The organism is Endobacterium cereale, assembly GCF_009617585.1.
Taxonomy (GTDB): Bacteria; Pseudomonadota; Alphaproteobacteria; order Rhizobiales; family Rhizobiaceae; genus Neorhizobium; species Neorhizobium cereale.
Window position 1 is genome coordinate 192,236 of the sequence record NZ_WIXI01000044.1, and the last position, 21,979, is coordinate 214,214.

A 21,979-nucleotide genomic window follows, 5' to 3' on the forward strand; every position below is an offset into this window, starting at 1 on the left:
AATAAAACAAACCTCACTTCTTTGTGTAAGTATCTGCTAAATCTCTGGAAAAAATATCCGCGCCGGGCCGGAACAAAGTTGTTTTCAGGTCGTTATGAGCCGTTCGATGGAGACGTGGGACGATGATGAAGGCAATCGCAGAAACGACAGAATTCAAACGTATCGACGTGGTGGTTCACCATACGGCCGGTGCCATTGATGCGCTTGCCTCTCGTTGTCGCCTGATCGGCGACTGACACACGTTCCTTATCGGACACAAGCTTCCCAACAAGGACATTGCCGGCCGGTTTTGGCCGGCCCGAACCAGAGCCCTGAGGCGAGAGCCGCCGGGCCGGCTCACGGCCTCGAATATGCGTATGCATGACTTTAGGAGTTGAAATGATCAGGAGCGAAAAGAGGCGAAGCGAGGAGCCTCTTGATTCGAGCGACCTGTTGCGATGCCAGCAGGTGTTCGAGGAATTGAAGCGGGATCTGGGTGACGTCGATGATGCCGAAGAGGTCAACCGGCTGGCGGCGATTACCATGGAGCTCTACCGCCAGGGTGTTCGCCAGAAGGATCAGTTGCGCACCATGGTAGCAGCCGCGCGTGGCCGCTAGGGCGTTTTGGCTGCGAAGATCACGCTGACGATATTTCGGTCATCCTTTCAGCAGCCGGCGGAGCTTTCGCCGGCTGCTTGCGGTTGAGACGCAGCCCACTATAACGGTTGGCGGGAAAAAAGGTCCGCGCGACCGGGAGGAGACTGTATGCCGCTGCCGAAAATCTTTGAAGGACTGCGCCTGCCGGCGATTGCCGCGCCGATGTTTCTGGCATCCGGCCCGGATCTTGTCGTCGAGGTTTGCCGCTCCGGTCTGGTCGGTACTTTTCCGGCACTGAACCAGCGCACAACGGATGGATTTGTTGAGTGGCTGACGGAGATCAAGAGCCGCCTTGGCGAGGCGCCTTATGCAGCACCTTACGGCGTCAATCTCATCGTTCACCGGTCCAATCCGCGGCTTGAGGCCGATCTTTACAAGATCGTCGAGCACAAGGTGCCGCTGATCATCACCTCGCTCGGAGCGGTTCCGGATGTGGTGAATGCCGTGCATTCATATGGCGGCCTGGTGTTCCACGATGTCATCAACCGTCGCCATGCGGAAAAGGCGGCGCAGGCTGGCGTGGACGGTATCATTGCGGTCACTGCCGGTGCGGGTGGTCATGCCGGTACGCTCAGCCCGTTCGCGCTGATTCCCGAAATTCGCTCGTTCTTTGATGGCGCAATCATTCTGTCCGGCGCCATGAGCACGGGGGACCAGATTGCCGCTGCGCGCGTCATGGGAGCCGACATGGCCTATCTCGGAACGCGCTTCCTGGCGACGAAGGAGGCGATGATCAGCGACGAGCAGAAGCGCATGACGGTGGATGCGAAGGCGGCCGATATTTTCTACACGCCGGCAATTTCGGGTGTGGCGGCAAACTTCCTGCGGCCGAGCCTCGTTGCTGCCGGTCTCGATCCCGATAATCTCGTCAGTCACGGAACGATGGATCTCGGTAGTGAAGCCAAAGCCTGGAAGGCGGTCTGGTCGGCCGGGCAGGGTGTGGCGTCTCTAAGGGATGTGCCGGGTGCCGCCGAGCTGTGCGAGCGGCTGATTGCCGAATACGCGCAGGCGATGGCACATGCCGGCAGCGATCCATTCACGACGAAGGGACCGTCCGCCTAAATCCTTCCTCCTGTGTCAGCGGATCAGGATTGCTCTGAAATCATTGACGTTGGTACCGCTTGGTCCGGTGACGAAAAGGTCGTCAATTGCGGCAAATGCGGAATAGCTGTCATTGTCATCCAGCATCTTCTGCGGGTCGAGATTCGCCGCCCGCAGCCTTCGCACGGTGGCGCCGTCGCAGAAGGCACCGGCATTGCTTTCCGAGCCGTCGATACCATCCGTGTCTGCGGCCAGGACTTCTATGTCGTGACCATCAATCGCCAGGGCCATGGCAAGAGCGAATTCTCCGTTGCGACCTCCGCGGCCACCGCTGGAGCGTAGCGTCACCGTGGTTTCTCCGCCGGAAAGCAGGAGGGCAGGCTTTGTAAATGGACGGTTGCGCTCGGCGATTTCCCGGGCAATGGCGGCATGTACCAAGGCGACATCGCGGGCCTCTCCCTCGATGGAATCGGAAAGGATTGCGGCTTCGATATTTTCAGTTCTTGCGGCTGCTGCTGCGGCCTCCAGCGAGATTGCCGCAGACGCGATCATGTGGTGGCTATGGTTCGCGAAAACCACATCATCGGAAAGGGGCGCGTCGGCCCGCTTCGAATGGAGATGATCGAGTGCCGCCTGCGGTAGGGAGAGCTTGTATTGGCGAATGACGGCGAGCGCATCATGACGTGTGGAATCATCCGGGATCGTCGGGCCGGAGGCTACATGGGCCGGATTGTCGCCGGGAATGTCGGACACGATAAGGCTGACCACACGGGCCCGCGTCGATGCGGCTAGGCGACCACCTTTGATGGTGGACAGATGTTTGCGCACGATATTCATGGCGGCAATCGGCGCTCCGGATGCAAGAAGCACCTGATTGATCGCGATTTCATCTTCCAGCGTCATGCCCTGCGGAGGGGCCGGCAAAAGGGCGGATCCACCGCCGCATATCAGCGCTATGACAAGATCGTCTTCAGTCAGATCTGCAATTGTTTCGACCAACCGGCCGGAGGCGGCAAGGCCGGCCGCGTCCGGTACCGGATGGGCTGCCTCGATGATCTCGATGTTTTCTGTTTCGCAGCCGTAACCGTAACGGGTTACCACGACACCGCTGAGCTCTTCGTCCCACAGCGTTTCGAGAGCCTGAGCCATCTGGGCAGCGCCTTTCCCGGCACCGATCACCACGGTTCTTCCCTTCGGTTTTTGCGGCAGATGGGCACGAATGCCCTCAACCGGATCAGCGGCGCGAACCGCGGCGTCAAAGAGCGAAGCGAGAAAAGCGCGTGGTTCAAGCATCGAGTTCTCCACATTGTCGTCGTAGGGAATATCTCTCATGAGAGCAGGGCCAAAGACAGGGGAGATATGCCCCATTTTGTCAATTCGACAGAGTGTTACGCTGCGTAGCAGTCGAGCACCGCCGAGCAGGCCGAACCGATATCGACGTCATGGCCCAATCCTTCTAGCGAGCGGCCGTAGGTCGATATCAAAGCCATGACGGTATCGAACCGAGCCTGTTGTCCGGTATGCGTGAAGCGTATGAGACGTTCGGCGCCGGGGCCAACGCCAGCCGCCAGCGGCTGTCCCAGCCGGATGGCTTCGGCGAGGAGAACCTCTACCGGGATGTCTGGCGGCAGTTCGGTAGTGGTGACGAGATTGGAATTCGTTCGATCGTCGGTCCAGCATGATACCCCCATCGCAGTCAGTCCCGCACGTGTGGCGCAGGCAGCGAGTTGGTGTCGTGCAATCACGCCATCAAGGCCTTCGCGCTCGAGACGGTCGAGTGCGGCATGCAGCGCGTGCCATTCGAGCGGAACGGCGGTGCCGGCCGGTGCGCCATAGCCGCCATCGATCCAAGGTTTAAGATCGGAGAGCGACAGGATAGAGTTTCTCGGTCCGCCGGGCCTGCCGATCAGATCCCAGGCAGCCGGGCTGATGGAAAGCGCGGAAAGGCCTGCCGGTCCTGCCAGCGCTTTTTGAGGGCCGATAACAGCGATATCGATGCCGAGCGTGTCGACATCGAGGTGATGTCCACCGATAGAGGCGACGGCATCGACGATCGTCAGCAGGCCTCGCTTACGCGCAAGGTGGATGATCTCGGCCAACGGATTGCCGATGCCACTTGCCGATTCTGCGTGGACGAGCGAGAGCACTGTGGCATCAGGATGTGTCTCAATCGTCTCGGCGACTGCGTCAAGTTCGATGGCGCGGGCAGGTGATGCGGTAACATCGATAACCTCACCGCCTGAAAGGCGCATCCAGTTACCAAACCAGCTGCCATACGGGCTGGTGACGATGTTAATGGCCTTCATGCCAGGCCGGATGATGGATGTGGCTGCAGCCTCAAGCGCGACAACGGCCTCCGCCTGAACTATGGCGATATCGTTGCGCGTGTGGAGGATCGCGCCGAGCCGGGCAGCGGTGATGGCATATCGCTCTGCCGGAAACGGCGGGATGTCGAGAAGAGGGCTCCAATGGTCAGTCGTCATGTTTCGATTCGCTTTTGTGCACGATGTCGACCTGGCGTTTGTCTATTGCCAGGCGTGGGACGGCGGAAACCAGCGCGCGGCCGGCAGCCGATTGTGGGGCGTCGATGACGTCGATCGTGCGACCTGTCTCCACGATGCGGCCGGCATCCATGATGGCCAATCGATGCGAGACGGCACGCAATACGGCGAGGTCGTGCGAGATAAACAGGTAGGACATGCCCTGTTCACGCTGCAATTCGACAAGCAATTCAAGGATGCGGTTGCGTACCTGCACATCCAAAGCCGAGACGGCCTCATCCAGCAGGATAAGTGAGGGACGTGTCGATATGGCGCGGGCGATCGCAACTCGCTGACGTTGTCCGCCGGAGAGCTCATTAACCGGCCGATCGGCATCGCTTGCGGAAAGGCCAACCCGGTCAAGGAGCCGCGAGATTTCCGCAGGTCTGGAAGCTTTCGGGACGGTTTCATGAATGCGCATTGGATCGCCAAGTGTCTCGCCGACAGTGGCGGTTGGATGGAAGGCGCCATGAATGTCCTGGAACACCATCTGAATCCGTTGGCGCTTTTTCCGTAGCGCGCTGCCTTTCAGGGATAGCCAGTCTTCGCCTTCGAAGATGATTTTGCCGGCGTCCGGGACGGCGAGACGCAAAAGAACCCTAGCCAGAGTTGACTTTCCGCTGCCCGATGCGCCGGCAATGCCGAGCGTTTCTCCGGGCGCAAGCGAAAACGAAACACCGTCTAGCGCCGCTACGTTTCGCCCGCCGGATATGTATCGTCTTCTGAGGTTCTCAACCGATAGAAGCGTCATGTGGATGAGGCTCCGCCGATAAGGGATGGTGATTTCAGGTCGAGATGTCCTGCGATCAGGCTTTTCGTGTAGCCGCTTTTCGGATTGCTCAAAACGTCGGCTACGGGTCCGATTTCGATGAGGTGAGCATCCTTGAAGACAGCGATGCGGTCAGCAAGGTTGGAGGCCAGTGCAATGTCATGGGTGACAAAAATCAGCGTCATTGCGTTCTTGCGCACGAGTTCGTCCAACAGTGTGACGATTTCAGCCTGCACCACGGTGTCGAGCGCGCTTGTCGCTTCATCGGCAATCAGGATCGATGGCCGACCCGCAATGGCGGCGGCAATCGCAACCCTCTGCCTCTGGCCGCCTGACATTTGATGCGGATAGGCGCGCATGACAGCATGAGCGTTGGGGATGCGCACGTGCTCCAACAGTTCCCGGGCGTGCCCATAGGCTTGCGGCCATGTCATGCCGAGATGGCGTCGAGCACTTTCGGCCACCTGCTCACCCACGCGCAAAACGGGGTTAAGGCTGGACGAGGCATCCTGAAACACGAAACCCAGATCCCGGCCGAGCCGGGGTGATCGACCTTCTGACCATTGCATTCGTCCGTCATAGACTGTTCCTGCTGGCAAGAGGCCGGACAGGGCCCGCACGAACGTGCTCTTGCCAGAGCCGCTTTCGCCGACGATTGCGAGACGTTCACCGCTCATGAGATCCAGCGAGAGACCTTTAACCGCGGCATTCATCTGGCCGCGGTAGTGAATAGTCAAAAGGTCGATATGGCAAAGAGCGACAGTCATGGCGTCGCATCCGTTTGCCTGACATGTTTGGAATGCGTGCCGGAAAGAGCTTTTGTCAGCCCTTCGCTCAACAAGTAGGTCGCGAGGACCGTGACGATCAACGCGATGCCGGGGATAATCGAAAGCCATGGAGATGACCGTAGGACGTTGCGCCCCTCCGCGATCATCGCGCCCCATGTGACGGTGTTGGGATCTCCAAGGCCAAGGAAGGAAAGTGCGGCTTCGGTCAGAATGGCCGCAGCGACGATGGTCGCAGAGATGGCCAGAACCGGAGGCGCGGCCTGAGGCAGAATCTGGCGAAAAGCGATCTCGGCCGGATGCATTCCTATCACCGTGGCCGCAGCAACGTAATCTCGCTCCCGGATGGACAGTACCTGAGCGCGGGTGAGGCGCGCCGGATCGGCCCATGCGCCGAGCGCGATAGCGATGACCACGACGACCGGTGCTGAGCCAACGACGCTAACCATGGCAAGTGCGAGAAGAAAACCGGGCACGATCTGAAATGCATCGACAATGCGCATCAACGCCTCGTCGACAAGGCCACCTGCCAATCCGGCAATGAGGCCGACGCAAAGGCCGAGCACGATAGCCGCGAGCGCCGCAGCCGCCCCGACCAGAAGCGAGGTTCGGGCGCCATGAACAATGCCGGCAAAAACATCGCGGCCCAGGCGGTCCGTGCCAAGCGGCAGGCTCATGTCGGTCAATGGTGCAAGAAGTGCCCGGCCGGCGATGCGCAGAGGATCGCCGGGTGCGATCAGGGGAGCCACGATCGCAACGATAATCAAAATGGATAAAATGCAAAATCCGACAATGGCTTCCGGTGTTTTTATCATCTTTTGGATCAGCTTCAACGAGCGGCCTCCGAGGCGCCGATGCGCGGGTCGAGCGCTGCCTGTGCGAGATCGACGAGAAGATTGACAACGATAACCAGAACGGCGCTGACGAGGATTATGCCCATGAGGAGCGGTGTATCACGTCCGGCGACCGCCTCCTGGGCGAGCCGTCCGAAGCCCGGGATGGCAAAAATGCTTTCGATCACCACGCTGCCGCCCAGCATGGCAGCAGCCTGCAACCCGAGCATGGTGATGAGCGGCAGAGCGGCATAGCGCGCGACATGCCGCCAGATGATGCGAAAACGGCTCAAACCTTTTGCATGGGCAAAAAGCACGAAATCCAGCCTCCATGCTTCCGCCATGGCGGCGCGCATGACCCGCAGGAAGAGGGCCGTGTAAATTATTGCCAGTGTGCTGACCGGCAGAAGCAGGTGGTGTGCGATATCCGTCATGCGATCGATGCCGGTCCTGCCGGAAGCGATCGTCTCCAGACCGGATGTCGGCAGCCATCGGAGTTGAACGGCAAAGATCAGGCTGAGGACAAGCCCAAGCCAGAAACTCGGGATAGAGTAAAAGATGAGAGAAATTGCGGAAATAATTCTATCTCTTGAACTTTCTGGATTTGCACCGGCGATGACGCCGAGAAGAGAGCCGAAGACAAAAGAAAGCGCGGTGGCACTTCCCATAAGCGCGAGAGTGTTGGGCAGGCGCTCGACAATGAGGGACAGGACAGGACGCTCGAAAGCAACTGACCATCCCAGATCCAGGCGGGCAAGCGCGGTGAGGTAGAGCCATAGGCGGGCGGTTGTCGATTGGTCGAGGCCGTAGGCTTTTCGCAGGCTCTCCGCTACCGAAACGTCGCCGCCACCGATCGAAAGAAGATATGCGTCAACGGCGTCGCCGGGGGCCGTTTCCAGAAGCAAGAACGTCAGGATGGCGACGATCAGCAGAACGGGAACGCTAGCGAGGAGGCGGCGACGTATAAGGCGCAGGCATCTTTTCACGGAAGCAAAGGCCTCCGCACCTGCTGCCGGATTGCGATAACAGTGCTCACGGCTGCAACGCCGTGGTCGCCCAGTTGGACACTGCCCAGCGGGGGTTGTCGGCAACATCGAGGAGCCGTTCGCTGGCGACGGAGATGAAGCCCCACTCGGCAACGTTGATCAGAGGGAGATCCCCGGCGACCGTCTTCTGAAACTCGTTATAGAGTTTCGTCCGCTCGCCACTGTCGATGGTCTCGACAGCCTTGGCGATAATGGCGTCTAGCGACGGATTGACGTAGCCGCCCTGATTGGAGAACGGAACACCGGCCGGGATGCCGGACTGCACGAGGATCGTAGTGGAAATTGCGGGGTCGCCACGGAAGACCGGCGGTGCGACCGCAAGATCGAAATCGTGGTCGGTATAAACTGCCTTCTGGTGTGCGGCGGAGTCGGCGTTGACGATCTGTGCATCGATACCGATTGCGGCAAGTGCCTGACGGAGATAGTCACCGAACTGACGGGTCTCGTTGAAGTACGGGGCAGGCCGCAGTTTCAGGGTAAAGCGATTGCCGTCCTTGTCGCGCTTATAGCCGGCCTCATCGAGCAGCGCATTGGCCTTTTCGATGTCGAAGACATAGCTCTCGACGTCGGCATCATAAAATTCCGGAGCGTTTTTAGGCACGGGGCCGGTGGATGCGGTCGCATAACCGAGGAAAATCGTGTCGATGACGAAGCTCCTGTCGATCGCATGGGCAATTGCCTTACGCACCGAGGGAGAGGCCAGTTCTTCACGGCGATGATTGATCTCGACAACCAGCTGATAGGTGAGCGCCTCATAACCGCGCGAGATCACGGTCAGGCCCGGCACTTTGCCGATGCGATCGAGATCGGCAAGCGGGACTGCGGAAAATGCGGCCAGCTGGATTTCTTCCGCTTCCAGCGCAGCAGCGGCACCGGCCCGATCCGGCAGGACGCGAAAGATGATCTCGTCCAAGCTTGGTTGGTCCTTGCCCCAATAGGTTTGATTACGCGCGAGGCGATAATATTCACCGGGCTTGTGTTCGGCGAAAGTGAAGGGACCAGTGCCCACCGGCTTTACGTTGGCGGGGTTGGTGGCGATGTCCGTGCCCTCGTACAGATGCCTGGGAATGACGCTGCTGACGACCGGGAGGGCGTTACGGATCAATTGGATGGGCGTTGGCTTGGAAAAACGGAAGATGGCGGTGTAATCGTCGGGCGTATCAACGGATGTGAGGTTCGCAAAAACGATGCGCCCGAGGTTCTGTAGAGGTTTCCAGACATTCAGCGCTGAATAGGCGACATCCGCCGACGTAAACGGTTTGCCGTCATGCCATCTGACGCCTTCACGCAGCTTGAACGCAATGCTCAGCCCGTCATCTGAGGCTTCCCAGGCCGTGGCGAGCCTCGGTTCCAGCCCATCCTTGCCGTCGAACGACGCTTCCGCCAGCGGTTCTATCACCTTGCTGGCGATGAAGAAGACACCATTGGATGCAACGATTGCCGGATTGAGATTTTTGGGTTCGGAATCCGCAGCCACAAGCAATCGTCCGCCCTTGGGGCCGTCCTTTGCCGCGGCGAGTATCGGCAGGGCCGTCGAAGCGAGCAGCAGGCTGGAGATCTGCAAAACGTGGCGGCGGGAGAGAGGCAAGGCGGACATGGCGTTTTCCTGAACGGCGCGTGCTGAGACGATAGCGCAATAATCCATGATCGATATCGTTTTTCGAAGCCAAGAAAATCTTTTGATGGGTCCGTTCAGGAGATTTTATTGTTCGCCATCTGCAGGCCGCCGCATCCGGCGCAATGGTTTACCGGAATATGCCGGTGTGGACGATATTGATACATGCGTCGTTTCTAATGGAATGTGAAGATGAATGCATGACGTTGGACGATCCTGAAACAACCTTGCTCATGGCTGTGCTGAAATGATTGGCGGGGCTCACCAACTCTCTCGAGTAGGGGGTCCGCGAGCCCCTGACCGGCATCATGCCGGCTGCAGTGAGATAGAGAGCATGGTTGCCGATTTCTCAATATGCCGTGGCGTTATCTCCCTGTTAACCTGCTGAGCAAATTAACAATTCGTTAACGCGTGTATCAGGCTGGCGCATACTGTCTTCAATCGACCAGCCAAACATCCAGGCGTCAAATTTCATTTGCCAGAACTCTGCCGGTTCACCGGTTGCATCTGGCCACCGATCGGCTTTGAGCAGGGGGTGTTGTGATGAGGGCAAGCCGAGTATGCGCGCATTAATCCCGCGTTCCTGCCAGTCCAGGAGCGTTTCAATAGTCATTTATGATTCCCTTTCGGAAGTCGTGACTAATTGAATTTTGCATTATCGCAAGCCGGATGGGCGTTTTTGGAGGCGCGCCTTGCCGGCCCCCCGATGGAAGGCCGGCTCGTTTTTGCGTTTTGTGCATGCCGCAAAGGCGTCAAAAAACGTCGAGAACGATCTTGCCCCTGGCCTTGCCCGTTTCAAGCAATGCATGCGCGGCGCGCAGGTTGGCGGCGTTGATGGGTGTCATGACTTCGGTGACCGTCGTCTTGATCGCACCGGCATCCACAAGAGCAGAAACCTCGTTCAGCAGTTTTCCCTGTTCGGAGATATCCGCAGTCTCAAAAATCGATCGCGTGAACATCAGTTCCCAATGGACCGACACTGATTTGCGTTTGAACTTGAGAATGTCGAGTGCCTTCGGGTCATCGATCAGGACAAAACGCCCCTGTGGCGCGATCAATTCGGCGATCTCGTCAAGATGCCCGTCCGTTCCCGTGGTCGAAAAGACGAAGGCGGGGGCACCGATGCCAAGCCCGGCGATCTGGGCCGCGATGGGTTTGTTATGGTCGATCACATGATGGGCGCCGAGCGACTTGACCCATTCCTGCGTTTCGGGACGTGAGGCGGTGGCGATTACTGTGAGATCGGTTTTGGCGCGTGCCAGCTGGATGGCAATAGAACCGACGCCGCCGGCGCCGCCGATGATGAGGATGGCATTGGCCGCACCTGGAACCGGGTTGGATACGGCCAGACGATCAAACATCGCTTCCCATGCGGTGATGGCCGTCAGGGGTAGTGCAGCGGCCTCGCTGTTGGAGAGTGATGCCGGCTTTCTGCCAACGATACGTTCATCCACCAGATGAAATTCACTATTGGCGCCGGCGCGGATCAACGAACCGGCATAAAACACCTCGTCTCCGGGACGAAACGAAGAGACCTCGCTGCCAACCTCAACGACTGTTCCGACCGCATCCCAGCCCAGTACCTTCCATTGGCCCGGGTCGGGTGCCACACCCTTGCGGATCTTGTAGTCGACGGGATTGACCGAGATCGCCTTGACTGCGACCAGCAGGTCGCAGCCGGTTGCTGTCGGTTTCGGCAATTCGATATCCGAGAGTGCCTCCGCGCGGTCAATGGCGCCGGGTGTCTGGTATCCGATGGCTTTCATGTCGTTTGCTCCTTGACGATGAAGCCTCTATCTAGATTATTGTCGACAAGAGCCAATACGCACAAAAATCGCCTATAGTGTCGAAAAGGATACCGTCATGGCCAAGCTGCCGCATTCCCGTTTTGACTGCTCTCCGGGTTGCTCCGTTGAGGCTGCCATCAGTTTGATCGACGGAAAGTGGAAATGCGTGGTGCTTTTCCATCTGCTCGACGGCACGCTGCGTTTCAACGAAATCCGCCGGCGTGCACCGGGGGTGACGCAGCGCATGTTGACCAATCAGTTGCGGGAATTGGAAGAGGACGGGCTGATCACGCGCAAGGTCTATGCGCAGGTGCCTCCGAAGGTGGAATACAGCCTATCCGACATGGGGCGCGGGCTGACGCCGATCCTGCTGGCGCTCAAGGATTGGGGTGATGCAAACATCGGTCTCTTCGGTAAGCCGAGGCAGGTTTCGGATACAGCCGAGGCTGCAGCCTGAATCGGCCTCACCGAGGTTCGGCGTTGAGGGAAAGGTAGGTTGGATCGAAGCCGGCGACCGACTGCAGGCGTTGCCAGTCAAGGATGGTGATTGTGTCCTTTGTCCAGGTGATGAGGTTTTCCCGGCGCAATGCTTGTATGACCCGGTTCATGTGAACAAGCGAGATCCCAAGCACATCCGCCATTTCGGACTGTGATAGCGGGAAATGGAAGGCCCAGCCTTGTGTATGTCCGACCACCTTCAGGCGCAGATAAAGCTCGCAGATGACATGGGCCAAGTGAGAGGTGCGCGAGCGGCGGCCCATCGAAACGATCCATTCGCGATGGATGCCCCCGTGAATAAGCGTATCAAGCCATAAAAGACGTGTCAGATGCGGCCAATCTTCGGTGATTGTCTTGAGATCAGGGTAATCGACGAAGGCAACCGTGCAGTTCGACAGCGCGACGATTCCATGGTCCATGGTTTTCAGGAGAAAGGCATGAAGATCGACAAACTCGCCGGCGATGTGAATGGCGGTGATCTGCCGCGCGCCTTCCGGTGTCACCTTGTAGCGCGCCGCAAAGCCATCCAGCAGCATCGTGCTGGTGTTGGGCCGCGTGCCCTCGGTGACGATGTCTTCATTGGCGGTAAAACGCTTCTCCCTGCCGGCTATGGAGCGCAACACATCCTTCTCTGCATCCGAGAGGGAATCGCGCTGTTCCAGATTCAGAAGAAGTGTTTCGATCACGGCGTTCTCCCTAAGCAAATGTCGGGACTTAGAACGCGCACGACTTGTGGATAGTTGCAAATATTTGTGCGGAACAAATGCCGATGCCAGCGATTGAACGGCGTGAAACAGAAGGCTCGCATCTCATGCCAACATATTTTTTCGATATTCATAATGGCAATGGCCCAAGCCGTGACGAGCACGGAACGGAACTTTCCTCGGATCGAAAGATCATGCATGAAATGAGCCGCATATTGCTCGATATCGCGCGGGATGAACTGCCAGGGCAGGAGCATGGCGAGATTTCGATTTTCGTGCGGGATGATGAGGGGCAGGAAGTCTGCTCAACGCATCTTAGCTTCCGAACGGAATGGAAGCTCCCGGCGCAAACATGACGCAGAAGACAAAGGCTGACATGGCCTGTTTCTAATGCGTTATCAATGTTTTGAAGGAGTTTGGTGGGTGATGTAGGGCTCGAACCTACGACCCGCTGATTAAGAGTCAGCTGCTCTACCAACTGAGCTAATCACCCGTCCAATCCGTCCCGGCGCTTGGTGTCACCGGCGGTGTGAGGGGGCTTCTAAAGGGCTTCATTCGGCTTGTCTAGCGGCAGAATGGATTTTCTTGAATCTTTTTTGACAGTCGCGCAGCAAGCATGTGGAAAAGCCCGGATTTACGGGCCTGTGCGCTGTGGATTGCCAAAACGCTGCATCAGAAACGCTGTTTCGGTCTGTGGACCAGACAGTCGACTGGATTTGCCGAGTGTTGTTGAGCCCGGTTGCCAGGCGATGGATGCAAACAGAATGACGGTTGCCGCGTATGTGGCTGCGATGAGAAATTTGCGGCTGGATAACGATGATGTCGACATGGCCGTTCTCCTTTGCCGCATAACTGATGACCGTCATCGAATGTTCCAGAGAGTGATGATGTCGCTTGGCGGCTTTACATCGATGGCGTGAGCCTCCATCAATCGCGAACGAATGAAGGAGGCAGATTCCATGGCAATCGAAAACGACCTTTCCCTCATCCTCGAACAAGAAAGGGTGCTGCAATTCGATCGGTTCGATCTTGGCAGTGCCTGGGAACTCGGCAGCAGGTTGCGTGACATGGCCGTTTCAGGCGGGCATTCCGTGGCGATTGATATCCAGATGAATGGCATGCCCGCTTTTTACGCCGCGTTGCCGGGCTCTGTGCCAGACAATGCTCAATGGATTCGCCGCAAGCGCAATGTGGCCATGCGATTCGGGCACCCGAGTTATGCTATTGGCCTTGGCCTCGCACTTGAAAACCGCACGCTTTCCGACAAATACGGCGTCGATCCGGCGGACTACGCTGCCCATGGCGGAAGTTTTCCGATCGTTGTGCGTGGTGTCGGTTCTATCGGTACCGTGACGGTATCGGGCCTGCCGCAGCGTGAGGACCACAAAATGGTCGTGCAGGCGATCGCCGACATGATGGGTTTGGACGGGCGGTCGATCGATCTCGACATTGCACCGGTTGTTGTTTGAAGGGATCATCATGACAGTTGGAAAAAGCACTGCTGAACAGGTTTTGAATTTCTGGTTCGAAGAGCTTGGCGAACAAGGCTGGTTTCAGCCGCCGGAAGGTCTGGATGACGTCATCCGCGATCGATTTTCTGGATGGCATCGGGAAATGGCGCAGGGAGACCTGAGCGGTTTTCATTCGTCGGCAAGGCACAGGCTGGCGGCGATCCTGGTGCTCGATCAGTTTCCACGTAATATGTACCGGGCGACGCCATTGGCTTTTGCCACGGATTGGTTGGCTCTGCGTGAAGCGCGCCTGTTGGTCGATGCGGGTCTGGATCGCGAACTCGACGTGCATTCGCGCTGCTTTTCCTATCTTCCGTTCGAGCATTCGGAGGATCTCGCCGATCAGGACCGATCGGTGCAGCTGTTTTCGGATCTTGGTGACGCGAACTACCTAGAATATGCCGAGCGGCACCGCAATGTGGTGCGCCGCTTCGGACGCTTCCCGCACCGCAATGCCTATCTTGGTCGCCAATCAACCGATGTCGAGATCGACTATCTGTCGCAGCCCGGCTCCGGTTTCTGATCGTTGATGTTTTTGCCTAGCGCCTGATCGCACGTCCGACTGCGATCAGGACGCATGCGCCTATGAAGCCAGCAATGAGATAGCCGATCCATCCGCCGAGTACGATGCCGAACACGCCCAGGATGGCATTGGCGATAACGGCGCCAACAATGCCCAGAATGATGTTCATCAGAACACCCATATCGCTGCGCATGAATTTTTCGGCCAGCCAGCCGGCAATGCCTCCAATGATGATAGCTGCAATCCAGCCGATGCCTGCCTGTTCCATGATCCTACCTTTGTTGAATTAGCGTGACAGGCAACGCGTAAACCTTCGTATTGTTCCCGGTCGAGCAGATCAAATGCTTGAGAGCATGTAAGGTTTTCAGAAGATGACGCGCCGTTCCTTTCCTTCGCCGTGATCTGTGCCTATGTTCGCCGCGATTCTCCGCGAAAGACGCGGTCCACTTTGAAAAGACGAGTATTCGCGTGTCCGAGATGATGACGAAACACGGCAGAGCCAGCCGTATTCTTGCCACCACCCTGGTCGCTCTCCAGCTTGCCGTATTGTCCGTATCGTCGGCACGGGCGCAGGAGCCGCCGGCCGTCCAGCCGCCGGCTGCTGTCCAGCAGCAATCGGGGCAACCCTCAGCCGCGACATCGGCCGCGCCTGCCGTCAATGGTGAAACGCCTGATCCGAATGATGGTCAGGTGACGGCCGATTCAATCAATGGCAAGGTCCGTGCCAACCTTGCCACCATCCGCTCACAGCTCGACACCTTCCGCCAGCGCGTTCAGCAGGATATCGACGACGATGGCAGTCTCTCGGAACTGCGGGTGCGCGCCGAGGAAATCGTCGGCGAAATGCAGGCGACATCGTCGCGATTGCAGGATCGTGAAAAGCAGATCCAGGAGCGTCTGACGGTTCTCGGTGAAGCGCCGAAGGAAGGGCAAGCTGCCGAACCCCCGCTGGTTGCAGAAGAACGCAGCCGGCTTGCGAACGAACGCGCCGAACTGAATGTGGTGAAGGAAAATGCCGCCACTCTTTCTGACAGCGCCAACCAGCTTGGTAATACCATCACCAATCTGCGTCGTAACCTCTTCACGCAGACGCTGTTCCGCCACACCGACATGTCGGCGGATCTGTTTGTCGAAGCAGGGCAGGCGACCGTCACGGAGGTGTCCAATTTTGTCCGCACGATTTCCGGTTGGTCGGGCTTTGTCTGGAGCTACAAGAAATACCAGCTTTTTGGCGCGCTGATCCTCTCTCTTGGCGCTGGCCTGCTTTTTCTGCTTGGCGGCTACCGGGTTTTCGGGCGGCTGATCCATCGCAAGGTTGTGGGCGAAGAGGCGCCATCTTATCTGCGACGCCTGTCCGTCGCTTTCTGGTCAACCGTCATCGAGACTATGTCGCTTGCGGCCTTTCTCGTGTCGTCTTACCTGTTCCTCGACGGATTCAACGTGTTGCGATCCGACGTCTCTGCCATGGTGGCGTCGTTTTTCGGCTTTGTATGGTTCATCTATTTCGTCTGGAACCTGACGTCATCGGTGCTTGCGCCGTCCGAGCCGGACTGGCGACTGGTGCGTATTACCAATCGCGGTGCGCGGCTGCTATCGCTTGCCGTTATCGCCATGGCGGTCGTGAATGGGCTAGATTACATGTTGGGCGCCATCAGCGAGGCGCTGAATTCGCCGCTGATCGTGACTATCGCAAAAAGCATTATAGCCGCGTTCGTGATCGGACTGATCCTTATCGGCATTTCGTTCGTGAAGCCGATCATGGCGGCCGGCGAGACCTCCGACGGTGAAGGGCGTCCCTGGCCGCGTATGGCGAGAATCCTGCTCCGTCTGGCGGGTCTTGCGCTGATCCTGTCGGTTATTGCCGGTTATGTCGGACTAGCGCGTTTCGCTGCCACGCAAATCGTTCTCACCGGCGCTGTGATCGTGCTTATCTATATCGGTCTTCTGTCCGGCAAGGCTGTTTCAAAACAGGGTGCATTCAAGAGCACGTCGGTCGGCGCAAGGCTGACAGAGCGATACAGGTTCGGAGATGTCGGGCTTGATCAGACCGGATTGGTGGCCGGCCTCAGCATCTATGCCTTCGCGCTGGTGTTCGGTATTCCGCTTATCCTGCTGACCTGGGGATTCCAGCTGACCGACATCGAGTCCTGGGTATACCAGTTCTTTACCCGGATAACTATTGGCAACATTTCCATTTCGATCGTCAGCATCTTTGGCGGTATTCTCTTGTTCGCAGCCGGTTACGTGGTGACGGGCTGGATTCAGAAATGGATCGACGGCAATGTCATGGCCCGCAGCCAGGTCGATACCGGCGTGCGTAACTCGGTCAAGACCGGTATCGGTTATCTGGGAGTCGGCATGGCGGCGCTGATCGGCGTTTCTGCGGCGGGTATCGATCTGTCGAGTTTTGCGCTCGTTGCCTCCGCCTTGTCGGTCGGTATCGGTTTTGGCCTGCAGAATATCGTGTCGAATTTCGTGTCAGGTCTCATCCTGCTGGTCGAGCGCCCGTTCAAGGTCGGGGACCATGTCATTACCGGTACGACGGAAGGGATCGTGAAGCGCATCTCCGTGCGCGCAACGGAGATCGAGACATTCCGCAAGCAGTCGATCATCGTGCCGAATTCGGAGCTGATCAATGCGCCGGTCGGCAACTGGACGCATCGCAATCGCATCCAGCGTAACGAGATCCCGATTTCCGCCAGTTATGATGCCGATCCGGACAAGGTAATCGAAATTCTGCTTGGCCTGGTCAAAGAGATTCCGGAAGTGTTGCGCAACCCCGAGCCGCATGTGGAGTTCCTCCGCTTCGGCGCCTCCTCGCTCGACTTCGAACTGCGATACCATCTGGCTGATATGGATGTGGGCCTGGGCATCCGAAACAAGCTGCGTGCCGATATTTTGAAAGCGTTCCGCAACGCAAATATTCATATTCCTTTCCCGCAGCAGGAGATCGTGCTCCATCGCGGCAAGCCGAACTGGGTTCCGGAAAAAGACGAGGATCCGCGCGGCGGCGCCTGATCGAGTCGTCTGATTCATCTGGACGGCAGAAATCGCAACTATACTCGGATAGTGTTGGGATTTCTGTCGTCAGGATGTCGCTCCTGATTAACGCTTCTGAAAAGCGTCTTTGCTAACATGTTTCATCAGGGGACAGTATCTCACTGATAGGGGCATTATGACTTTTCTCGGCATTTCTGGAATGCACTATTCTGGTCAGGATCTGGTTGGCGCGCGAATCCTTCTTGCAGAAGATTCCAACGTCTTCACGTCGATGATCAGCAAACGACTGAAGGAACTCTTTGGTATTGAGGTGGAAATCTGCCGCAATTTCGAGGATCTTCAGCTTGCTTACGACCGGTCGACCGATCCGGTGACGCTGGCTATTTCCAACATCAATCTGCCAGGTGCCGAAAATGGAGAGGCTCTGAGTTACCTGATTGATCTCAGCATTCCCGTGATCGTGTTTACCGGCACGTTCCATGAGGACACTCGCGAAAAGCTGCTGAAGCAGGACGTCGTCGACTATATCCTCAAGGATAATGTTTTTGCGGTGGAAATGCTGGCGGAATCGGTCTGCCGTTTCCTCACCAATCATCAGCATCACGTTCTGATCGTTGACGACAGCCCGACTGCGCGAGCGCTTCTGTCCAGTCGTCTCAAGCGCTACAATTTCCGTGTCAGCACGGCAGATAGCGGCGCCAAAGCACTGGATCTTCTGAAAAAAAATGCTGATATCGGCCTGATGGTCACCGACTACAATATGCCGGATATCGATGGTTTCGAACTGACGCGGCGCATCCGTTCGGTTCGCGGCAGTCACGAACTGCGCATCATCGGTGTTTCGTCGTCCGACAACCGGCTTTTGTCGGCGCGTTTCCTCAAGGCTGGCGGAAACGATTTCATGCTGCGGCCCTTCATCGACGAAGAGTTTTATTGCCGCGTAAACCAGAACCTCGATACGCTTATCCAGATACGTTCCATGCAGGAACGCCGCGCGGGCGACCGCAAGGCCACTGCCTGATTTGAACCGGTATACTGTCCAAATGAAACGCCGCCCTCCAGGGCGGCGTTTTTGGTTTGAGATTTGATGTTGTCTATGCGGCGACGCCGGTCCGGACGGTGCTCATAGTAAGCTTGCGCTCGGCGCGCTCCTGCTGCGGCGAGCGGTTATAGATCTCGCGATAGCACTTCGAGAAATGCGAGGCTGAAACGAAGCCGCACGCCACGGCGACTTCAACCACCGGCATGGACGACTGAACCAGCAGATGGCGGGCGCGATCAAGCCGGATCTCAAGATAATAGCGGGCAGGGGATCTGCCCATCTCCTGCCGGAACAGTCGTTCGATTTGCCGGCGTGAAAGCCCGGCATTGTCTGCAATTTCTACCAGTGAAAGCGGCTCGGCCAGATTGGCCTCCATCACCTCGATAATCGAGAGAACCTTGGAATTCTGGATGCCAAGGCGCGCACGCAGAGGAAGGCGCTGGCGGTCATGCGGATTGCGGACGCGGTCCGTCAGTTGCTGCTCGCAGATCCGGTTGACGAGGTTCTCGCCGAAATCCTGGCCGATCAGGTTCAACATCATGTCCAATGATGCGGTACCGCCGGCGCAGGTGTAGATGTTGCCATCGACTTCATACAGATCGGCGTAGACTTCCGCCTGGGGGAATGCCTCGGAAAAACCGGGGAGGTTTTCCCAATGGATGGCGCAGCGTTTGCCATTGAGAAGGCCGGCCTGAGCCAGAAGGTGCGCGCCGGTACACAGGCTACCGACGGCAATGCCGCGATTGTAGGTTTCTCGCAGGAAAGCGCTGGCCGTCTTGTTCTGGAATTCCTCGACATAGATACCCGAACAGACCAGTACCATATCCGGGCGATGTTCTCCGCCCAAGTTTTTCCGCTCGTCGGCGATGGACGAATTCACTTCAATTCCGATGCCGCACGAGGAATAAACCTTTTCCCCGTCGGTGGAACAGAGCCGCCATGTATACGCCGTGTAACCCAGCATCCGGTTGGCAATGCGAAGCGTTTCGACAGCTGCCGCAAACGGAAGCATGGTAAAATGTGGAACAAGGAAGAAGGCAATCGAACGCTTTTTGGTCTGGAACTTGTTCATGCCGAGGTCTCCGTGACGAATGTCAATTCCTCGCGTGAAACTATGCCTGCTTAATGTTCAAATAGCGACATTAATCGCCGAATTCGCGGCGCTTACTGAAAAGTGGCGGATTGGGTGCGTTCCTTTTGCGACAGCCTCGCTGTCGTGGGAAAAATAATGCCGGGTGCCTGCGGGCTAAGGCGGCATCCGGCATTGGATTACAGCGCAGCAAAGTATCTCGGCCAGTGGAAGTTTGGTCAGCTCTCATCCTTAGTGATGAGTGTTGCCGGCTCTCTCTTCTAGGACGTCGCTGGTTGGCCAGCCGATGTCCTTGCGCAATTCCGGCGACAGGCCTTCAAGCATCTCGGCAGTCTTGCGGCGTTTCCAGGATGCTCTTACTTCGGCTATGCCGTCGGTTACCAAGCCCCATGCGGCAGATAGCGTCGAATGCGATTTGGGCGTGTGATGCCCGGTGTGATGTGACGTGAACATGGCCATGACGGCCTCCTCCGTTCCTGTTTGGTCAAGTGGTTCGCATTCCTAGGCGAACCGTCTCGCAGTGCTCTTGTCATCAATCAGATGAATGGGGTTGCCTCCATTCGTCTGATTGTATGAAGCAGAATTCGCGAATGCGCTTTGTTCTGCCTCAAATTCCATCAATGAGATCATTCAATAGGCACATTATGCACCCGCTTGACGTTCAATCAAACGAAATGATATCGTGCTTAAGTTCAGAAAAATTGAAGGTGTTTCGATGTCAACGCCATTTCGATCTCCGTTGCCGCTGCTCGATAACGATGTCCTGAGAACCTTTGTCGCGATTGCCGAAACGGGCAATTTTTCAACCGCTGCCGAGGCGGTATTGCGCACGCCCTCGGCGGTTTCCATGCAGATCAAAAAGCTGGAAGAGCAGTTGAAAGTGACCCTGTTCTTGCGTGATGCCCGTTCGGTTACGCTGACGCAGCATGGGGAAATGCTTCTGTCTTATGCCCGGCGCATGCTGGCGCTATCAAACGAGGCCGTCTCGCGCTTCGTCATGCCGGAATTGTCGGGTGTGGTGCGTCTCGGCGCGCCCGACGATATTGCCGAGCGTCTGCTGCCGAAGCTGCTCAAGGATTTCGGCGAAAGTTTTCCAGGTATCATGGTCGATGTAACCGTCGACCAGAGTTTGCTTCTGCGCAAACGAATGGAAGAGCAGCGGCTCGACCTGACTTTGATCAACTGTGCCACCAGGCCGTTTCCAACCGCCGGAGAGATCATTCATACGGAAAAGCTCGTCTGGGCAGGCGCCAAATGCGGGAATGCCTATCTTCGCGATCCGTTGCCGGTCTCCGTTTGGGAGGATGGTTGCGTCTGGCGACAGGATGCGCTTGCGCAGCTCGATAAACACAAGCGAGCCTATCGCATCGCTTATGCCAGCGCCCATACGATGGCGCAGCGTGCGGCTGTCGTGTCCGATCTGGCGATTGCGCCGCTGCCGCGCTCCTACATCACCGACGATATGCAGGTGCTTGGTCCAAAGGAAGGGCTGCCGGAGTTGATCAGCTTCGATATCCGTCTTTTGACTTCGCCTCAATTGTCGACGCCGGCCAAGGCTGTCGCCGAGGGTATACGGGAAGCGTTCGACGGCATCGATGCTGCGGCTGCCTGATGCTTGTCGCGATTACCAGATACCCTTCCCGAGCCCGTTTCTGACCCATGTCCAGATCGGTGGAGGAAAGCGTAGAGCCGTTGTGCCGACTTGCTGGTGAACGACGAGTTCGTCGTTCAGTATATCTTTCACGGCCTTGATCACACGCTCAGTGGAAGCTGCGGTCAAAAGCAGAGGATAGGTGGCGATGAAATCGCCTTTTTGCGGTCTCAGCCGTTGCTCGTAAATCGTGCCGCCTGTGTCGGTGCCCGCGTCTACGAGATGGACTGTCGCTCCGAAATTGTCCGCGTCATTTTCCACCAGGGACCAGTATCCGCCCATCTGGCCGCGATAGGCCGGATTGATCCCGGCATGGAAATTGATGACGGGGCAGGGGCATGCAGCCAGGGTTTGCTTCGATAGCAGCCGACAGGAGATGGTAAGGATGACCTTCGGTTTTATCTGAGCCAGAAGCGCGTGGCATTCGGTATCGTTGACGCTGTCGACGTGATGGATGGGAAGAGAATAGTCGATCTCTGCCGAGAGACCATAGGCGCCTAAAATCTCTTCGGTCCGGCGGATGGCAATCTTCTTGCCGAGACGTGAGGCAACCATGGTGGCGAGTTGGCCGACGGCTATGGGCCACCCAAGACGTTTGGCACGGCGTACGAGAATCTTTTTTTTGCTTTCCGGTCGTTCCTCTATGACCTGCAGATCCGGCCAGTGTTTTTTCAGAACATTGATCATGACCTGAGGATTGGTGCCGCCTGCAGTCATCACCACTATCGTGGCGGAATGTTCATCCGCATTCATGAACCAGATCCCTTGCTCACAGGGTGCCGATCTTGCGTCGGGGCAATGAAAAAAGCGTTAGGTCCGAACAAATTCCAAATAAATCACGTGGGCGGTTGAACCTTTCGTGAAGTGGGGCGTTACCCGGGCGCGATATCCAACCAATTGATATATTT

General features: G+C 57.3%; 24 protein-coding genes and 1 tRNA gene. 10 read left to right on the forward strand and 15 right to left on the reverse strand.

Annotation, left to right across the window (positions count from 1 at the left end; all coding sequences use genetic code 11):
* Nucleotides 1-378 precede the first annotated feature (378 nt).
* Nucleotides 379-597: a hypothetical protein gene (locus tag GAO09_RS14630; RefSeq protein WP_153354737.1), complete on the forward strand. Its 219-nt coding sequence runs from the start codon at nucleotides 379-381 to the stop codon at nucleotides 595-597.
* A gap of 147 nt (nucleotides 598-744) precedes the next feature.
* Entirely contained in the window at nucleotides 745-1,698 is a 954-nt protein-coding gene (locus tag GAO09_RS14635; RefSeq protein ID WP_153354738.1) for an NAD(P)H-dependent flavin oxidoreductase, read from the forward strand.
* Nucleotides 1,699-1,713: 15 nt separating this feature from the next.
* Here the strand turns inward: GAO09_RS14635 and GAO09_RS14640 are convergent, their stop codons facing one another.
* The 9 genes from GAO09_RS14640 to GAO09_RS14680 form a co-directional block, all read right to left on the reverse strand.
* The gene (locus GAO09_RS14640) at nucleotides 1,714-2,970 is read right to left on the reverse strand and encodes a glycerate kinase type-2 family protein (protein ID WP_153354739.1); all 1,257 of its coding nucleotides are present in this window, start codon (nucleotides 2,968-2,970) and stop codon (nucleotides 1,714-1,716) included.
* Between the two features lie 95 nt (nucleotides 2,971-3,065).
* Nucleotides 3,066-4,160, reverse strand: coding sequence for a pyridoxal-phosphate-dependent aminotransferase family protein (locus tag GAO09_RS14645; protein ID WP_153354740.1), 1,095 nt, complete (start codon nucleotides 4,158-4,160; stop codon nucleotides 3,066-3,068).
* On the reverse strand, nucleotides 4,150-4,968 hold the full coding sequence (locus tag GAO09_RS14650; protein WP_153354741.1) for an ABC transporter ATP-binding protein: 819 nt from the start codon (nucleotides 4,966-4,968) through the stop codon (nucleotides 4,150-4,152). The genes GAO09_RS14645 and GAO09_RS14650 overlap by 11 nt, the downstream gene beginning before the upstream one ends.
* Nucleotides 4,965-5,753, reverse strand: coding sequence for an ABC transporter ATP-binding protein (locus GAO09_RS14655; RefSeq protein WP_153354742.1), 789 nt, complete (start codon nucleotides 5,751-5,753; stop codon nucleotides 4,965-4,967). The genes GAO09_RS14650 and GAO09_RS14655 overlap by 4 nt, the downstream gene beginning before the upstream one ends.
* Nucleotides 5,750-6,586: an ABC transporter permease gene (locus GAO09_RS14660; protein ID WP_410767685.1), complete on the reverse strand. Its 837-nt coding sequence runs from the start codon at nucleotides 6,584-6,586 to the stop codon at nucleotides 5,750-5,752. The genes GAO09_RS14655 and GAO09_RS14660 overlap by 4 nt, the downstream gene beginning before the upstream one ends.
* 14 nt (nucleotides 6,587-6,600) lie before the next feature.
* Complete coding sequence (locus GAO09_RS14665) at nucleotides 6,601-7,590, reverse strand: ABC transporter permease (RefSeq protein ID WP_324184705.1); 990 nt, start codon at nucleotides 7,588-7,590, stop codon at nucleotides 6,601-6,603.
* A gap of 46 nt (nucleotides 7,591-7,636) precedes the next feature.
* The gene (locus GAO09_RS14670) at nucleotides 7,637-9,247 is read right to left on the reverse strand and encodes an ABC transporter substrate-binding protein (RefSeq protein ID WP_153354745.1); all 1,611 of its coding nucleotides are present in this window, start codon (nucleotides 9,245-9,247) and stop codon (nucleotides 7,637-7,639) included.
* Between the two features lie 394 nt (nucleotides 9,248-9,641).
* Nucleotides 9,642-9,878, reverse strand: a complete 237-nt coding sequence (locus tag GAO09_RS14675) for a CrpP-related protein (protein WP_153354746.1) — start codon at nucleotides 9,876-9,878, stop codon at nucleotides 9,642-9,644.
* A 139-nt stretch (nucleotides 9,879-10,017) separates the two neighbouring features.
* Nucleotides 10,018-11,031, reverse strand: a complete 1,014-nt coding sequence (locus GAO09_RS14680) for a zinc-binding alcohol dehydrogenase family protein (protein WP_153354747.1) — start codon at nucleotides 11,029-11,031, stop codon at nucleotides 10,018-10,020.
* A 97-nt stretch (nucleotides 11,032-11,128) separates the two neighbouring features.
* Between GAO09_RS14680 and GAO09_RS14685 the strand changes: the two genes are divergently transcribed.
* Nucleotides 11,129-11,509 carry a winged helix-turn-helix transcriptional regulator gene (locus GAO09_RS14685; RefSeq protein ID WP_153354748.1) on the forward strand — a complete coding sequence of 127 codons (381 nt, stop codon included), beginning with the start codon at nucleotides 11,129-11,131 and terminating at the stop codon, nucleotides 11,507-11,509.
* A 7-nt stretch (nucleotides 11,510-11,516) separates the two neighbouring features.
* On the opposite strand, the gene GAO09_RS14690 is transcribed toward GAO09_RS14685, so the two are convergent.
* Nucleotides 11,517-12,236: a Crp/Fnr family transcriptional regulator gene (locus tag GAO09_RS14690; protein ID WP_324184818.1), complete on the reverse strand. Its 720-nt coding sequence runs from the start codon at nucleotides 12,234-12,236 to the stop codon at nucleotides 11,517-11,519.
* 125 nt (nucleotides 12,237-12,361) lie between these two features.
* Between GAO09_RS14690 and GAO09_RS14695 the strand changes: the two genes are divergently transcribed.
* On the forward strand, nucleotides 12,362-12,610 hold the full coding sequence (locus tag GAO09_RS14695) for a DUF6894 family protein (RefSeq protein ID WP_153354875.1): 249 nt from the start codon (nucleotides 12,362-12,364) through the stop codon (nucleotides 12,608-12,610).
* Nucleotides 12,611-12,671: 61 nt separating this feature from the next.
* Here the strand turns inward: GAO09_RS14695 and GAO09_RS14700 are convergent.
* A tRNA-Lys gene (locus GAO09_RS14700) sits at nucleotides 12,672-12,747 on the reverse strand.
* Nucleotides 12,748-12,829: 82 nt separating this feature from the next.
* On the opposite strand from GAO09_RS14700, the gene GAO09_RS14705 reads away from it, so the two are divergent.
* From GAO09_RS14705 to GAO09_RS14715, 3 genes are read left to right on the forward strand one after another with little or no spacing between them, the layout of a single operon-like run.
* Nucleotides 12,830-13,174: a hypothetical protein gene (locus GAO09_RS14705; RefSeq protein ID WP_153354749.1), complete on the forward strand. Its 345-nt coding sequence runs from the start codon at nucleotides 12,830-12,832 to the stop codon at nucleotides 13,172-13,174.
* A gap of 39 nt (nucleotides 13,175-13,213) precedes the next feature.
* A complete protein-coding gene (locus tag GAO09_RS14710) occupies nucleotides 13,214-13,723 on the forward strand; it encodes a heme-degrading domain-containing protein (protein ID WP_153354750.1) in 510 nt (169 codons plus the stop codon).
* Nucleotides 13,724-13,733: 10 nt separating this feature from the next.
* A complete protein-coding gene (locus GAO09_RS14715; RefSeq protein ID WP_153354751.1) occupies nucleotides 13,734-14,288 on the forward strand; it encodes a DUF924 family protein in 555 nt (184 codons plus the stop codon).
* A 16-nt stretch (nucleotides 14,289-14,304) separates the two neighbouring features.
* Here GAO09_RS14715 and GAO09_RS14720 read toward each other — a convergent pair whose 3' ends face one another.
* Nucleotides 14,305-14,556, reverse strand: coding sequence for a GlsB/YeaQ/YmgE family stress response membrane protein (locus GAO09_RS14720; RefSeq protein WP_153354752.1), 252 nt, complete (start codon nucleotides 14,554-14,556; stop codon nucleotides 14,305-14,307).
* Nucleotides 14,557-14,765: 209 nt separating this feature from the next.
* On the opposite strand from GAO09_RS14720, the gene GAO09_RS14725 reads away from it, so the two are divergent.
* Together GAO09_RS14725 and GAO09_RS14730 are read left to right on the forward strand one after the other, a co-directional pair.
* Complete coding sequence (locus GAO09_RS14725) at nucleotides 14,766-17,306, forward strand: DUF3772 domain-containing protein (RefSeq protein ID WP_235938190.1); 2,541 nt, start codon at nucleotides 14,766-14,768, stop codon at nucleotides 17,304-17,306.
* A gap of 157 nt (nucleotides 17,307-17,463) precedes the next feature.
* Nucleotides 17,464-18,309, forward strand: coding sequence for a response regulator (locus GAO09_RS14730; RefSeq protein ID WP_153354754.1), 846 nt, complete (start codon nucleotides 17,464-17,466; stop codon nucleotides 18,307-18,309).
* A 73-nt stretch (nucleotides 18,310-18,382) separates the two neighbouring features.
* Here the strand turns inward: GAO09_RS14730 and GAO09_RS14735 are convergent, their stop codons facing one another.
* Together GAO09_RS14735 and GAO09_RS14740 are read right to left on the reverse strand one after the other, a co-directional pair.
* Entirely contained in the window at nucleotides 18,383-19,402 is a 1,020-nt protein-coding gene (locus GAO09_RS14735; protein ID WP_153354755.1) for a GlxA family transcriptional regulator, read from the reverse strand.
* Between the two features lie 249 nt (nucleotides 19,403-19,651).
* On the reverse strand, nucleotides 19,652-19,879 hold the full coding sequence (locus GAO09_RS14740; protein WP_153354756.1) for a hypothetical protein: 228 nt from the start codon (nucleotides 19,877-19,879) through the stop codon (nucleotides 19,652-19,654).
* Nucleotides 19,880-20,135: 256 nt separating this feature from the next.
* Here GAO09_RS14740 and GAO09_RS14745 point away from each other — a divergent pair, with 256 nt between their 5' ends.
* Complete coding sequence (locus GAO09_RS14745; RefSeq protein ID WP_153354757.1) at nucleotides 20,136-21,032, forward strand: LysR family transcriptional regulator; 897 nt, start codon at nucleotides 20,136-20,138, stop codon at nucleotides 21,030-21,032.
* A 12-nt stretch (nucleotides 21,033-21,044) separates the two neighbouring features.
* Here GAO09_RS14745 and GAO09_RS14750 read toward each other — a convergent pair whose 3' ends face one another.
* Complete coding sequence (locus tag GAO09_RS14750; RefSeq protein ID WP_153354758.1) at nucleotides 21,045-21,824, reverse strand: formyl transferase; 780 nt, start codon at nucleotides 21,822-21,824, stop codon at nucleotides 21,045-21,047.
* Between the last annotated feature and the right edge of the window lie 155 nt (nucleotides 21,825-21,979).